Origin of the sequence: Shinella sp. SUS2 (genome assembly GCF_001262505.1) — a bacterium.
Taxonomy (GTDB): Bacteria; Pseudomonadota; Alphaproteobacteria; order Rhizobiales; family Rhizobiaceae; genus Shinella.
In genome coordinates this window covers 176,340-189,717 of record NZ_KQ410724.1, presented here as the reverse complement: position 1 = coordinate 189,717, position 13,378 = coordinate 176,340, and the positions used below count along the sequence as shown (strand labels likewise).

Here is a 13,378-nt window from a genome sequence, read left to right as displayed (position 1 = left end):
CCGTAGGCCTGGAGGATGGACGAAATGACGCCGGCTTCCTCATACCTACAGCCCCAAAGCAAAAGGCGACCCGAAGGCCGCCCTTACCACATGCAGACATAGCTTGCGCACTGGCCCTGAGTCGGTGCCTCGCTAGAGGCTGTCAGGGTATGGGGCTGACCGGTGTACCGACCTCGGGATTGCTCCCCGCGTGCTAGGCGTTCTCAGAGGCTCACTGCAGGATCATCAGCTCATCCAGTGCGGCAATTGCTGTCACACCTTTTCGAGAAATGCAAGCGGCGCGAGAACGGGCAACCTGCTGCCAAACATATCCACCTCAATGACCGCATCGCCTTTGCCATCCTCACGGCAGGAGATAATGATGCCCTTCATGCGTGCGAATGGGCCGGACTGAAAACGCACCTTCATCCCGGCCTTGAAGAACCCCGCGGGCTTGCCCCAATCGAAATCACCAGCAAGCGCGCGCTCCATGAATCCGACCGCTTCATCGTTTGGAATCATATGCGGACGTTCGCAGGTGCCGAGCACATCGACGACATGCTCAACCGCCTTCAGGCCCAGCATAGCCTCATGGGAATGGAGGCAGCGCACCAACACATAGCCCGTCATGACAGGCAGGAGCGACGGGGGAATGATGCGCCCGCGCCGCCGATACTCCGGCCCCTTGCGCACCGGAACCATCGCCTCGATGCCTATGGCCACCAGCGACTTTTCCACAGACGTTTCCCGCCCATAGGCCACACGCAGAACGAACCAGCGCGAATCGCTCCTAGCCCGAAGAGTGGCCGCCCGAAGGTTATCCTCCGCGATGTCGCGGAAACGGTCGTCATACCGAACATCGCCAAGCGCATCCAAGAATACTCCGGACAGTGATCTATGCTGCATGTTCATCGCCCCGCATCCCTCTCATCTTTTCGCGCAAGCCGTCGATCACCCGCCAGGCGGCATCCTCATCCGGACTGTCGAGACGCGGCAGGCAGAGCCACCCGGCGCCCCCAGTCCTAGGCCACGGCCAGCCCATTTGCTCAAACACCGCGCACCAGACCGCCACCTCCGGCTCAGGATCCGGGAGAAGCCGGTAGCTATGAAACCGTTCCGAGAACGCCGTCACATCCGCCGACACGACAATCCGCCGCGGACGCTCGAAGAGCCCCTCCGGACCCGCTAGGTCAGGCCAAGCGTGACGCTGCCGATACTGGATGCGCTCCCTCCGCCCCACCTCGTCATCCCGCGCCATAATGCTTGCCAGCATCCCCTTCGCCTGGGGCACCAGCTTCTCCGGGCCGAGAAGCGTCCAGAAGACAAGCCCCATCCACGCCTTGGAGAGCGGATTGCTCGGCTCGGCCGCAGGGGCCGCGCCGCCTGCGTATTTCACCGCGTCGGCGTCGCCGCAACGCTCCCAGAGGCGCTCCTTCAGGTAGTTCTTTGACGCCTTGGGAGTGGATCGCTTCGACTGCCTCCACGCCTCTAGCCACGCCGGCGTCTTCTGCTCGCAAGCCCTGCGCTGGTCCGGGCTAAGCGCCAGCCATTCAGCCCAAACGTCGGCCTCGGTGTCCAGCTTGTAGGCCGGCATCGATGACCACCATGCCCGGAAGCGGCGAAGGACAGCCTTGTGATTTTCTTCCTCATCCCCTTCACCGCGCTCGCGCGCTCTTTCTCTCGGAAGAGCATCAGTCGTTAAGGTAGAGTCGTTAATAGGTGCCGACCCAGGACCGGCAGGGGGTGCCGGCTCAGAGTCGGCAGGGGGTGCCGGTATACCGGCAGGGGTGCCGGTATACCGGCAGGGGGTAACGCCGGTTTCGGCGCCATCCATAGGACCGAATTCCTCTTCATCGGCCGCGTCCCATGCGGCAAATGCATCGCTGGAAACCTCGCGATCGTAGATGACGCGATACCAATGCGCGCTGTCGCGGCCGCTCTCGCTGACAACCGCGCGGCGCTCCACGCCACCGATATCAACAAGACGATCAATGCTGGCCTGCACGGTCGAACGGGCGATGGAAAGCTCCTCCGCCATCTTGACCTGACTGCGGCGGCACCAGCCATGCTTGCGGTTCGTGTAGCGGCCGAGCAGGCACAACACTTGAAGGTCCCGTCCCTTGAGGCGCGAATCCGTCACGATCCAGGCAGGAATGATGGAGAAACGCGCATCACTCACGGCGCGCCCTCCGCGATCTCCATGAGGATCTTGCGCGACTGCGCAAGCAATTCGGCCGCCTTGTCGCTCAGGCTGCCGTCGGCCTTGCGCGGCATCCAGATCACCAGCCGTTCCGTCTCCAGGGCGCCGAGCCCGGCCGTGAAGCCGACTGACATCAGACGGTTGCGGATCGTCATCTCATACTTGCCGAGATAGCCCGGCGGGCACTGCAGCAGCCAGAGCGCTCGCTCGGCATCGCTACGGGCATTGGCCAGCTCCTCGATGATCGGAACGAGGTTGCTCATCGGCCGATCTCCTTCTCGACACGCTTGGCAAGCGTGGAGATATCGCGCGCCTTGCCGTCCAGATCATCGCCGCGCCGTCGGATGTCGCTGGAACTTTCGGAAACTCGCCGGCAGGCCGCGCGGACATGGCCGAGGAACTCTTCCTGAACGACCTTAAGGCGCTCTTCAATTTCGGCCGAGGTCTTGAGAAACTCCACGCGCAGGGTGGCGAGTGCTCGATTGTCCGCCAAGAAAGCGGAAGACGCAGCAAGGAACTCGTCGAACAACGGGTTCGACCCCTCTGGCCCGAAGGAAAATTCCCGCACCGCGCTCACCCAGGCGCGCGGCACATTGAGGTCATCGGCGACGCGCTGGTCCGTCCACGGCGAGACGTATCCGCCATCGGTATAGACCTCCATGAGCTTCAGGTTGATGATGCGCCGATCCTCGACACTCGGCTCACGCGGCGGCTCCGCGCGCACCGGCGGGTTGGCCGCAAGTTCGATGGTCTTTCCGTTGACAGCCATGGCGGCCCGTCCTTTCCGAGATGCGGGCGCGGCATGAAACGGGCAGAAGTCCTTGCGCGGACCCTTGCCAACCACCCAGCCCTTGTTCTGAAAACTCTGTTGCGCCGCGATCGGCGGCTTCCGGGTCTTGCCGGTCTGATGCGGGAAATAGGCGACACCGCCGCATTCGGCGCAGACGATTTTCATCGCCAGGGCGCGCCCCCCCGTGTCGCCTATGGCGATCACCTCTTCGTTGAAGATGCGGCCGACGCTCATGCCGCCTCGCTTTCCGGCGCGGCGGCCGGCACGAAGTCCGCGAAATCGACACGGTCGAGGATGGTCTGCGAACCATATCCGCCGTCCGCCTGCCGCTCCCAAATGAACCACGCCGTGTTCATCTGGCTCGATGCCTTCGGCCCGTCCCATCCATCGCGGTGCATCATCGGCAGGCGATGCGCATGGGCGATGATCCGCGCCGGCGGGCAGGCCTTCATGATGAAGTTCCGGTCTGCGTCCTCGAAACCGAAATAGGCGTTGATGTTGAGCAGCAGCGCCATCTTGCGAGGCTTGTGCACCCGCAAGGCATGGGCGATGAACGCGTTCATCGTGTCGCCGTAGGGCGGGTTCGATACGATGTCGTGGCACTCGCCCTCGCCCGGCTTGGTATCGCGGAAATCGATGACCGCCTGCAGCTCGCCGTTCGCGTCCGCCGTGCTGTAGTCATTGAGATCGGAAAGCACGACGGCATAGCCGGCATCCTCCAGCAGGCGGCTGATCGCCCCGCGCCCGCACGCCGGCTCCCAAACCGTCGCCGAAAACCGCTCCAGCGCGAGCAGAACATGCATCGCTTCCGGCGGCGTCTCGTACAGATTGTCGCCGCGCTCCTGCTTGGTGGCCGTGCGCGTCCCGATTGCGTGGCGCAGGCTTGCACGCGTCGGTGCAAGACCCTGCGCAATGCGCGCATCGATTGCGCGCCGGGCAATGCCGGGGTCGGAAGCTTCGGCAGCCGCGAGCTTTCTGGCCTCGTGGATTTCCTTGCGGCTGAGGCCCGCCTCTTCGGCCGTAAAAACGTTCCCGTCTGGAACATTTTTCGGGCGGCCACGCGTCGCCGCTTCGCCCGCCGCCTGCGCGGCATCATAGGCGACGGCTACGTGAATCTTGCACTGCGTTTCCATGTACAGCGCATCGCCCTGCATCTGCCGCAGCTTCGGCACGAGATGCCTGGTCGCCTCGTACTTCGCGGCGAAGCGGGCCTCTGCATCAGCAAGGCCATAGGCGGCGTCGGCAATGACGCGCGCCTTCTGGAAATCGCCCTCTTCAAAGAGGCCAAGGGCCGTCTGCAGCATTGAGACAAGCTCAGGATCGTGCGCGGCGCGCTCGGTCAGCGCCCCCGGCGCGGCGCCCGCCACCCCCATCGTCGCGGCACGCGCCACGTCCGTCGGATACCAGAGATCCGCATCCTTCCCATCGCGCTGCAGCAGGCCCTTGCTATTCAGCGCAATGCAGCGCTGCCGCTCTCCGCCAGGGCTGGAACGGAAAGAGCCGCCGGTGACGGCGGCATGAACGACGGCGGCCTGTTGCGGCGATAGTTTTGGCGCTCCCATCATTCGACCCTCGCTCTTGCCGCTAGCCAGGCCTCGCCCCGCGCCGTGATGTAGTAGACGCCCTCGGCGCCGCCGAGCGGCGCGAGATAGCCCGCGTTTTCGGCTTCGGCCGCCGCCGCCTCCAGCTCGACACCGTCGACGAAGACCGTCTTGTCCGCGCCAAGATGCGCCCGCCGGACCACGGCGCGTGCGGCGCAGGAGACGTTGGAAAAGAGGCTGTCCTTGACCGGGCAAGGCCACGGCCGCGGCACGATCTGCCCGGCAATGGATTTGTGGTGGCGTGCCCGCTCGGCAAACTTGCTCATCACCATCACACGCCCTCCGCCTTGCGGCTCTTGAGGACGGATTCGAGGGCGCGGATCGCCTCGCGCACCTCCTTCTCGATGGTCTCCCATTCGCGGAAATCGACCTTGCCGTCGGCCTTGGCCTCCAGGATCGCGCGCGACACGTCCATGGTCGCGGCAAGCACATGGTGCGCATCCGCCTCCGTCAACCGCCGGCCGGCCGCCTCGCCGTCGATCGGCTCCAGCCGGAAGCCGAGCTGCCGCGCCATCTCGCCGGTGATGATCGGCGATCCCGCGCGCATGTCCGCCTCCACGGCCACATCAACGGGGATCAGCGTCTTGTCGTGCTCGTGCTCGCCGTCCTCACGGCGCTCGCCGCGCGTCGAGTACTTGACGAGCGTCGAGACCACGACGCGGGTGAGGAGTGCGAAGGAGGTGACACCGCCACCCAGCCGGAAACTGGCATCGGCGGCGCCCTTCAGGTTCAGAACATTCTCGATGGAGATAAGGCGCACGAAAACACCCCGCAGGTTGGCAAGGAAACAAATTCGGAAAAGGATTCACTGAAGCGCGGCCCGGCCGCGCCTATGGTCGGCCCGTCAGATCACAGGAGGGCCACATGCAGGCGAGAAGAGAAAAGGTGCCGGAGCGCACGAAGCGAAACACCGGCACCAGATGGCGCAGACGAGCCGACCGTCATCCAATCGGCCGGACATCACACGCTGGGAGGGACCACAGGAAACGGTCATTCGGCGGCCTCTGCATACTGCCCGAATGCATCCGGCCTCAGAAGGTCACGGCGAATGCCGGTGCGCTCCTCGACGGAGCGAACACGATCAAGCGGCACGCCAAAGCGCTCCCACCGCAAGACGGTCGATTTGTTCACCGGCGGATCAAACAGCGCGCCGAACTCCTCAAGAGACATTCGGTCGTGGTCTCGACGATACTTTTCGATGGGCGAGTTGGTTTTCATGGCGCCAAAGGTTGCATAAGTTGCAACTATTGGCAAGCGCCTGGGTGGCACACTGGTATAACGCCTTTTCCAACCCTCTGGATTAGAGTTGCATCATGAGCAACTTAACCCACATTCATCAGGGCAAAACTCCACAAAGAATCCACTACATTGTGGAATGGGCCGAGCGCAGAGAGATGACTCGGGCGGACATCGCGAGAGAAACAGGCGCCGATAAGAGCCTGGTGACGCGCTGGTTTGCTGGAGTACTGCCAAAGCCGGAATATCTGGCCACCCTAGCCGAAATCTTTCATACTGACATTCAGGGGCTTTTTAGGCATCCGGACGATGATTGGCTGGCCCGGTTCTTCCGGAACAAGACGGAAGAGCAGAAAGAGCAAGCGATCGAAATGCTAAAGGTTCTCTTCAAAACCCAAAAGACTGGCACGGACGACTAAATCAAGAGCGCAACAGCTACGATCCTCCGCCGTCGGAAATCGGCCTGCGTTTTCGACGTGGCAGAGGGAAGCCGGGATGCTGAGGCGGCTCAACCAAATTGGTTGGCGGCGACGCAATCTGCTCCGGCATAAGATGCACCGGATAGCCATTAAGCCAGCTGTACACCTGCATGGCATGCCATGCATCAGCAAGCGCACTATGCCTTGAGGATTGTCGGGCCAGCCGCCAATCTATGCGGGCGAGCACCGTATCCAACCTCGCACTGCCTATATGTCGCGCCCTGAAGGCCTCCATCGTACAGTAGAATGGCGTCAAAAGCGGCATGCCGACTGCAGCAAACTCTGCGCGAATGAACTGCGAATCAAATGATGCGTTGTGCGCCACAGCCATTCTCGCCCCGTCGAATAGCGGGCGAACCTGATCTGCATAGGCAGAGAAGGCGCCCTGGTGACGAAGGATCCAATCGTCATATCCGTGCACTGCCTCCGCCTTGGGATGACTCTTTTTGCCCGGGTCAAACACAAGATGAATGGTATCAGCCCCGAAGCCGCCCGACCTAAGAGCCGCCTCACTCACCGAGATCAGGCCGATAGAAACGATCCGATCCGAGCTATTAAGCCCGGTCGTCTCCACGTCTGCGAAAACAATCTTGTCGCTCATCGCCATCCCCCTCCAGCGATGACACAAGCTTAAGCGCAGGCAACGCGGAATTGCAAACCCCTGAAGCGGCAGGTAGACCAGCGCGAGCAGGTGCAGATGCATGCGATTCTGCCATCTGGCGGGACAATGTTGCACGACATGCAACTTTTCTCCTTTACAGCAGTTGCAACTTATGCAACCTTTTTGCCGTTCCCCGGAACGGCGGGCCGAAATAGGCTCATCCCCGTCCGGCCGCAACGCGGCCCGCCACTCCGGATCACCCTGAAACGGAGAAACGACGATGCGAATTTTCAACCACACCGAACGCATGCGCATCCGCGAAATCGCATACATCATGCGCGAACTCGGCGATGACTGCACCGAAGAACGCCTGATCCGCCGCGGTGTGACCACCGCCGAACTCAAGGCCTATGGCGTCGCCGCCACCGAGCAGGCGAACGCCGCTGCGAACAAGCAGGCGGCCTGACACCCATGCGCGAAATCGTCATTCCCCCGCCCCGTCCGCTGCTCCTGCGCATCGTCGATCGCGCCGCCGAAGCGACCCTGCTTCTGAGCATCCCCGCGCTCACCGCCTTGGCGATCAGCGTGCAGGTCGGGGGATGACGATGCACCAGGCGCCCCGCGATCATGTTCCCGTGCGCCGCGACCTCAGCCGCATACGCCAGAGCCAACGCCGATGGGCATACGCCTTTGTCGGCGCCTGGCTGACCCTCGCAATCGCCGCCGCTTTCTTCGCGCTCGGCGTCTAGGCAACCGAGAAGGAACGCCTCCCATGAAAATCATACGCGACGCCAAGACGCTGTTCGGCATGCTGGAAAGCGGCAAGTTGAACGACGAACTGTCGACGACGCTGCAGGAAACGCAGCGCGCGCTTGCCGACCTCGTCGCCGCACAGCCGAACCGCAAGTTTTCCGCTACCGTCAAGCTGGAACTCAAGCTGACGGCGGCCGGCGAAATGATCGAGTTCAACGCGGAAATCCCCCCCGTGAAGCTCCCGAAGCTGCCGCGCCGCTCGACGGTCTACTTCCTGACCGACGACGGCAACATCTCCACCGAGCACCCGCAGCAGCTCGACATGATCGGTGGGCCTCGCGAGATCGACCACACCCGCCAGCCCTTCACCCGCCCCTCCTGAATTGACTCTGTCCACGGAGACCATACGACATGGATCAGCTTTCCGAATCCGCCATCGACGCCGTCGCCAACCTTGCCCGCGATGCCGGGTTGCAGGTAACCAACATCACCGCGCCGAGCGGCAGCCCCGGCGTGCCGACCTCGGTTCCCGTCCTCCTCGATCCGAAGGCAGGGCGCGCCGGCAGCCTGAAATCGCTGTTCGACGAATGGCGCAGTGCGCCGGAACGCAAGGCTGGCACGGCCAAGGCAACGACGCTGGAAAGCTTCATCGAGCTGACCAGCCGCCACAAGATCACCCATTCCGTGATCTTCGCAAACACCGACTGGAAGGCGCCGAGCCTCACCGCTGTGATCGACTATCACCAGCTTCATGACCTGCCGCCGGCAGAAGGCAAGGACGAGCCGGTCGCGACCCGTGCCGGCGTCGCCGAGTTCGGCCGCCATCGCGTTGACTACAAGTTCCCTCTCTCCGAAGAGTGGCGGGCCTGGGTGGCGCAGGACAAGCAGCCCATGAACCAGGCCGCCTTTGCCGAGTTCATCGAGGACCACATCAGCGAACTTGCCTCCCCGCACGAGGACGAGGTGTCGTACTGGGAAGAGAAGCTTGGCGGCAAGGTCGCCTATCCGAACGAGCTGAAGCTCCTGTCGATCGGTCTCAAGGTGCATGCCGCGACGAAGGTCGCCAGCAACGTCACGCTCCAGAGCGGCGAGGGCGAAATCACCTGGGCCGAAGAGCATCGCGACATGAAGGGCGACAAGCTCGTCGTGCCCTCGCTCTTTATCATCCAGCTTCCGCCGTTCTTCATGGGCGAGAGCATTCGCCTGCCGGTGCGCCTGCGCTACCGCGTTCGCGAGGGCTCCGTCACTTGGGTTTTCCAGATGTATCGCCCGGACGTTTACGTCACCGAGCAGGTGATGACCGACATGGAGCGCGCCGCGCGCGAGACCGCACTGCCGGCCTATCAGGGCGCCCCGGAAATGTCCGCCTGAACCACGAACCGACGAGGGGCGGCTTCGGCCGCCCCTATCACTCATCCTCGCCGAGATCCGACCATGACACAGATTACCCTCATGCTCGACGCCGCGACCGAAGCGCGCTACCGCGCCGCATCGGAACTGTACGACCGGCCGATCGAGCAGCTTGCAGAGCTTGCCATCGCCGAAGCCGGCCATGCCTTTTTCGCCTCCACGCCCGATGCGGATCCCGCCCATGGCATGGGCGTGCTGCACCCGGCCCTCCTGCCGCAGGAGGCACTGTGATGGGCTTTATCAAGCAGGCCGGCCGGCCTTCGCTTTCCGGCCGCATTGACGCAGCCACCGAGGCCACCATCCGCCGACTCTATCTCTCTGGCGCGCCCATGGCGGAGATCGGCAAGGTAGTCGGTGAAGACGAGGCCGATATCTATCATTTCGTCGCACCCCGACGTGAAGGCTGGCTGAGAGACAATGATTTCCAGCGCCGGGCGACCGCGCGCGGCTATATCGTCGTCTGGAAGAATTATTCGCACAAGACCGGCGGCAGCAATCTCCGCCCGATCACGCTGCCCGGCACGACCATGCAGCGCAACATGCTGGCGGAGGCTGCGCGATGAGCGATACCGCCGCAACGCCCATCTTCCGCGTCCATTTCCACGACGGCACCAGCGTCGATATCAGCGCGGCAAACAGCCTCATCGCCGAGCGTGACGCCCGCAAAGGCCGCCCCGGCAGCTTCGTGAAAAAGATCAAGCTGGTACGCGAGGAAAAACGCGATGCCTGAGAAGCACCGGATCCTCACCGACCACCAGGCCGATATCGCCCGCGCCCTGTCGGCCGTCCTGCAGGGCTGCGAATACGCCGACGCATTCCCCGCGATGGTGAGCATCATGGCCTGCTCGATCAACGACGGCGCCCCGACCCGCGAAGAAGCCCTCGAAGTTGCCGGCCTCATCGGCGAGCAGATCTTCGCGCTGGTCGAGGCCGGCCGGGCCGGGCTTCTGGAGGCTGCGCGATGATGCCTGGCTCCAAAACAAAATCGAAGGACCGCGCCGATGGCTGACCTCCTCACGCCGCCGGCAAAGCCGGTTCGTCTTACATCGTCAGATATCCGGCTCGGCATGTCCAAGCGGTGGACCGAGCCAGAATATGCGATCATGTGGGAAGTCTCCAATGTCACCGGCGCCTCTGCGAAGCGCTATGCCGACGCCGTCATCATGTCGCTGTGGCCGTCGCGCGGCCTCGAACTTCATGGCGTCGAGATCAAGGTCAGCCGATCCGACTGGAAACGCGAAGCAGCAGACCCGAAAAAAGCCGAGGCGATCGCTCGCTACTGCGACCGTTGGTATATCCACACAACGCCCGGCGTGGTCGACGATCTCTCAGACCTGCCGCCGGCATGGGGTCTTAGGGAGTATGACGGCAAGTCGTGGAAGACGATCCGCGAAGCTGCCAAGAACGACCCGGAGCCCATCACCCGGCCATTCCTTGCCGCGCTCCTGCGCCGCGCTGACGATATGATGCGCCTCATGGTGAATGAGGCCACGCGCCAGGCACGCGACACCGCCCATCAGGAAATCGAGAAGTTCCGTGAAAGCCGCTCGCGTGACATCGAGGAAGCCGCCAAGAGGCGCACGGCCCATCTCGAAAAGAAGGCGGAGAGCATAGCTGAATTCGAGGCGGCTTTCGGCGCGGACAGTTTAGCGAGCTGGGGCATTCACCACGCCGCTCTTGGCCGCGCCGCACGCGTTCTCAGCGAATGCGGGTCACACGGCTATACGCCCCTAGCTACGCGCCTCAGAACCGCGGCGGACGCGATCGATGACATCGCCCGCATGGTGGACGCCCCAGCAACAAAGGGCGCCGACCATGGCTGAAACCTTCACCGGTCCGCTGGTCTGGATCACCATGTGCAGGAATATCGACGTTCGTCATCCAGACGGGCGGATCATCCGAGCCTACGGCACCAGCCGCGAAGATGACGCGAAGGCTCGCGAGTTCGGTAAGCGAGCGCTGGTTACCGTCAAAATACCGGACAGCACCCCCGGCGGCGGCGCGTTTGATCCGTACGTCATCTCGATTGTCGAGAACCCCACCCCAAGCACGAACGGGAGGGAACCATGCCCCTGATGAAGCCCGTTGACGCTGCGGCCGAGCTTGGCATTTCGACCAAGCAGTTGCACGCGCTGAGCGCAGATGGCAGCTTGCCATACATCAATGTCGGGAAGGCCGACCGCCCTGCCCGGCGCTATGACCCTATCGATATCGAGACATTCAAAGCACAGCGACGGATCACGACATGCCTGTCTACAAGCGAGCCGACTCCGAAACGTACAGCTACGACTTCCGGCTTAAAGGTGCTCGATATTCAGGAAATACTGGCTGCAAAACTAAGCGCGAAGCAGAAAAGTTCGAGCAGCAACAGCGCCAGATCGCCAAAAAGCTAGCCGAGCAGGCCGCGGGCCCAATGACCGTCGGCATCGCTATCGGCAAGTACTGGGAAGAGGTCGGCCAGCACCACGTCAACGACGAGACCACGCTGAAGAACCTCGCGTGGCTCGAAGGCGCCCTGGGCAAGAACACATATATCGCATCGATCCGGAGCGCGGACGTGGCGCGCGTGATCACACGGCGACGCCTGCCGGACGAGAACGGTAAGTCCCCTTCCGCAGCGACGGTCAATCGCAGCGTTACACAGCCGCTTCGCGCCGTTCTGAAGCGCGCGGCGGACGTTTGGGATCAGAAGGTGCAGCGCATAAAATGGGGCGATCACCTGCTCCAGGAGAATCAGGAGCGCGTTCGCGAGGCCTCGGTGGGTGAAGAGGCAGCCATCATGGATGAGCTGGAGCGCGGCTACGACGATGCCGTTCGGTTTGCATTTCTTACGGGGTGCCGGCGAATGGAGATCCTGGGCCTTGAATGGTCACGCGTGGATTTCTTCTCGAAGCGTTTCACCGTGACCGGCAAAGGCAATAAGACGCGGACGATCCCGATGTCGCAGGCGGTCTTCGACCTGCTTTGGTCGAACCGCAATCATCACGAGACGAAAGTCTTCACCTACGTGGCGAAGCGTACGCTGAAGCCGCGGAAACTGATCAAGGGAGAGCGATATCCCCTCACCGAGGCTGGCCTGAAAACGGCCATGCGCCGCGCAGTCCCGAGAGCCGGCGTCAGCAACTTTCGGTTTCACGATACACGGCATACGGCGGCGACACGCGTGCTGCGCGCCTCGAACCTGCGCGTCGTGCAAAACCTGCTAGGCCATAAGGATATCGCCACCACGACGAAATATGCGCACGCGGTCGACGACGACATCCGAAATGCGCTGGATGCCGTCGCGGTACAAAACGCCACGGAAAACGCCACGAAGGGCGCTGATGGCACTGCTAACCAATTGGCGAAAGGGAGAAAATCCGAATGAGGGACAACTTCCCCCAGTCAAGTGCGCTACCGGGCTGCGCTACATTCCGGACCGCGGAAACCCCTATAGTCTCGGGCACTTGGATGCAAGCCAAAAAATAGGTGGCAGGGACGAAAGTGGACAAATGTCTCGCAGCAGGAACCACACGGTCAGAAAACTCCGCGGAAAATGCCATGCATTCCCGGACCATGCCGGGACGGCGGCCCGCGAAGACGATCAGCCGCGCCCTTCCCACTGTTGGCTTGTCGCCGACCTAAACACCGAAAAGTGCAATTTTTTTCACAACCGTACCGGAAACGCCGAATCAGACCTTCCCCGACATTAGACGAAAGTCTTATGGTGCCCTTGCTCGCTTGTCATTTGCGAGCACTCCCCCGCGTCACTGAGAGCCAAGCGTGACGCTTGTTTGCCCCGCCACTGTGCGGGGCCTTTTCCTTTTGCGGCCTCTCGTGTTTGTGCGCTTGACTCTGCAGCGCATGAGAACATAATAGGAACAAACAGAAGAACTTTCACCCGACCCCAAAAGTCCCCGACTTGCTGTGTCACCACAGGAGAATACCGACGTGCGACCGCTTCCCGAGTACGAAGCACCAATGGAACCGCCGGAAAGCGGGGATGACGCCGTATGCGCCGCCCTCGCCTGGCATGATGGCGATGCACATGCGACGATCGCGACGCTGCTTGCCGACTGCGCGCATCTCCGGCGCCAGCTCGCACTGACCCGTTCGGCGATGGGCCGCGGCTTCGTGCGCGGCTGGGAGCCCGTGCAGCAGCGGGATTGATGCGGCCTCTCGTCGATCAGTGACTGGTGCTGAGGCGTGTGAGCTGCGCGGTTCGTGCCCGTAGCAATGACAAGCCGATGCATACCCGCGCGCCACGCCTCTTTCGATACGGCTATGGGCGCCGCTACAAACCCGACGTGAAAGGAGCGGATTCCAAGGACGACGACTCGGCTGCGTGCA

23 protein-coding genes are annotated in these 13,378 nt (G+C 62.6%); 14 read left to right on the top strand and 9 right to left on the bottom strand.

Annotation, left to right across the window (positions count from 1 at the left end):
• Positions 1-252: 252 nt before the first annotated feature.
• The 8 genes from AKG11_RS03535 to AKG11_RS03500 all read right to left on the bottom strand — a co-directional run bounded on the left by AKG11_RS03535 (position 253) and on the right by AKG11_RS03500 (position 5,788).
• Positions 253-891 carry a transcription termination/antitermination protein NusG gene (locus tag AKG11_RS03535; protein ID WP_082342320.1) on the bottom strand — a complete coding sequence of 213 codons (639 nt, stop codon included), beginning with the start codon at positions 889-891 and terminating at the stop codon, positions 253-255.
• Positions 875-2,158, bottom strand: a complete 1,284-nt coding sequence (locus AKG11_RS03530; protein ID WP_050742951.1) for a hypothetical protein — start codon at positions 2,156-2,158, stop codon at positions 875-877. The genes AKG11_RS03535 and AKG11_RS03530 overlap by 17 nt, the downstream gene beginning before the upstream one ends.
• Positions 2,155-2,442, bottom strand: a complete 288-nt coding sequence (locus AKG11_RS03525) for a hypothetical protein (RefSeq protein WP_050742950.1) — start codon at positions 2,440-2,442, stop codon at positions 2,155-2,157. The genes AKG11_RS03530 and AKG11_RS03525 overlap by 4 nt, the downstream gene beginning before the upstream one ends.
• On the bottom strand, positions 2,439-3,203 hold the full coding sequence (locus AKG11_RS03520; protein ID WP_050742949.1) for a hypothetical protein: 765 nt from the start codon (positions 3,201-3,203) through the stop codon (positions 2,439-2,441). Before AKG11_RS03520 ends, AKG11_RS03525 begins: the two co-directional genes overlap by 4 nt.
• Entirely contained in the window at positions 3,200-4,534 is a 1,335-nt protein-coding gene (locus AKG11_RS03515) for an SAM-dependent methyltransferase (RefSeq protein ID WP_050742948.1), read from the bottom strand. The genes AKG11_RS03520 and AKG11_RS03515 overlap by 4 nt, the downstream gene beginning before the upstream one ends.
• Entirely contained in the window at positions 4,531-4,842 is a 312-nt protein-coding gene (locus tag AKG11_RS03510) for a hypothetical protein (RefSeq protein ID WP_050742947.1), read from the bottom strand. Before AKG11_RS03510 ends, AKG11_RS03515 begins: the two co-directional genes overlap by 4 nt.
• On the bottom strand, positions 4,842-5,330 hold the full coding sequence (locus AKG11_RS03505) for a phage regulatory CII family protein (protein ID WP_050742946.1): 489 nt from the start codon (positions 5,328-5,330) through the stop codon (positions 4,842-4,844). The genes AKG11_RS03510 and AKG11_RS03505 overlap by 1 nt, the downstream gene beginning before the upstream one ends.
• A gap of 230 nt (positions 5,331-5,560) precedes the next feature.
• On the bottom strand, positions 5,561-5,788 hold the full coding sequence (locus tag AKG11_RS03500) for a hypothetical protein (protein WP_050742945.1): 228 nt from the start codon (positions 5,786-5,788) through the stop codon (positions 5,561-5,563).
• 95 nt (positions 5,789-5,883) lie between these two features.
• On the opposite strand from AKG11_RS03500, the gene AKG11_RS03495 reads away from it, so the two are divergent.
• The gene (locus AKG11_RS03495; RefSeq protein ID WP_050742944.1) at positions 5,884-6,225 is read left to right on the top strand and encodes a helix-turn-helix domain-containing protein; all 342 of its coding nucleotides are present in this window, start codon (positions 5,884-5,886) and stop codon (positions 6,223-6,225) included.
• A 16-nt stretch (positions 6,226-6,241) separates the two neighbouring features.
• On the opposite strand, the gene AKG11_RS03490 is transcribed toward AKG11_RS03495, so the two are convergent.
• Positions 6,242-6,988, bottom strand: coding sequence for a 3'-5' exonuclease (locus AKG11_RS03490; protein WP_050742943.1), 747 nt, complete (start codon positions 6,986-6,988; stop codon positions 6,242-6,244).
• Positions 6,989-7,166: 178 nt separating this feature from the next.
• Here AKG11_RS03490 and AKG11_RS34370 point away from each other — a divergent pair, with 178 nt between their 5' ends.
• The 13 genes from AKG11_RS34370 (at position 7,167) to AKG11_RS03435 (ending at position 13,198) form a co-directional block, all read left to right on the top strand.
• Entirely contained in the window at positions 7,167-7,352 is a 186-nt protein-coding gene (locus tag AKG11_RS34370; protein WP_050742942.1) for a hypothetical protein, read from the top strand.
• Positions 7,353-7,357: 5 nt separating this feature from the next.
• Positions 7,358-7,489: a hypothetical protein gene (locus tag AKG11_RS35655; RefSeq protein WP_256364415.1), complete on the top strand. Its 132-nt coding sequence runs from the start codon at positions 7,358-7,360 to the stop codon at positions 7,487-7,489.
• Positions 7,490-7,491: 2 nt separating this feature from the next.
• Entirely contained in the window at positions 7,492-7,635 is a 144-nt protein-coding gene (locus tag AKG11_RS34365; RefSeq protein WP_156334053.1) for a hypothetical protein, read from the top strand.
• A 23-nt stretch (positions 7,636-7,658) separates the two neighbouring features.
• Entirely contained in the window at positions 7,659-8,021 is a 363-nt protein-coding gene (locus AKG11_RS03480; protein ID WP_050742941.1) for a hypothetical protein, read from the top strand.
• A gap of 29 nt (positions 8,022-8,050) precedes the next feature.
• On the top strand, positions 8,051-9,010 hold the full coding sequence (locus AKG11_RS03475) for a DUF2303 family protein (RefSeq protein ID WP_050742940.1): 960 nt from the start codon (positions 8,051-8,053) through the stop codon (positions 9,008-9,010).
• Positions 9,011-9,073: 63 nt separating this feature from the next.
• The gene (locus tag AKG11_RS03470; RefSeq protein ID WP_050742939.1) at positions 9,074-9,280 is read left to right on the top strand and encodes a hypothetical protein; all 207 of its coding nucleotides are present in this window, start codon (positions 9,074-9,076) and stop codon (positions 9,278-9,280) included.
• A complete protein-coding gene (locus tag AKG11_RS03465; RefSeq protein WP_050742938.1) occupies positions 9,280-9,612 on the top strand; it encodes a hypothetical protein in 333 nt (110 codons plus the stop codon). The genes AKG11_RS03470 and AKG11_RS03465 overlap by 1 nt, the downstream gene beginning before the upstream one ends.
• A complete protein-coding gene (locus AKG11_RS34360; protein WP_156334052.1) occupies positions 9,609-9,779 on the top strand; it encodes a hypothetical protein in 171 nt (56 codons plus the stop codon). The genes AKG11_RS03465 and AKG11_RS34360 overlap by 4 nt, the downstream gene beginning before the upstream one ends.
• Complete coding sequence (locus AKG11_RS03460; protein WP_050742937.1) at positions 9,772-10,014, top strand: hypothetical protein; 243 nt, start codon at positions 9,772-9,774, stop codon at positions 10,012-10,014. The genes AKG11_RS34360 and AKG11_RS03460 overlap by 8 nt, the downstream gene beginning before the upstream one ends.
• Positions 10,015-10,050: 36 nt before the next feature.
• Positions 10,051-10,872 carry a hypothetical protein gene (locus AKG11_RS03455; protein ID WP_050742936.1) on the top strand — a complete coding sequence of 274 codons (822 nt, stop codon included), beginning with the start codon at positions 10,051-10,053 and terminating at the stop codon, positions 10,870-10,872.
• A complete protein-coding gene (locus AKG11_RS03450) occupies positions 10,865-11,125 on the top strand; it encodes a hypothetical protein (protein ID WP_050742935.1) in 261 nt (86 codons plus the stop codon). The genes AKG11_RS03455 and AKG11_RS03450 overlap by 8 nt, the downstream gene beginning before the upstream one ends.
• A gap of 169 nt (positions 11,126-11,294) precedes the next feature.
• Positions 11,295-12,416: a tyrosine-type recombinase/integrase gene (locus AKG11_RS03440; RefSeq protein WP_082342318.1), complete on the top strand. Its 1,122-nt coding sequence runs from the start codon at positions 11,295-11,297 to the stop codon at positions 12,414-12,416.
• 563 nt (positions 12,417-12,979) lie between these two features.
• Positions 12,980-13,198, top strand: a complete 219-nt coding sequence (locus tag AKG11_RS03435; RefSeq protein ID WP_024270684.1) for a hypothetical protein — start codon at positions 12,980-12,982, stop codon at positions 13,196-13,198.
• Positions 13,199-13,378: the final 180 nt, after the last annotated feature.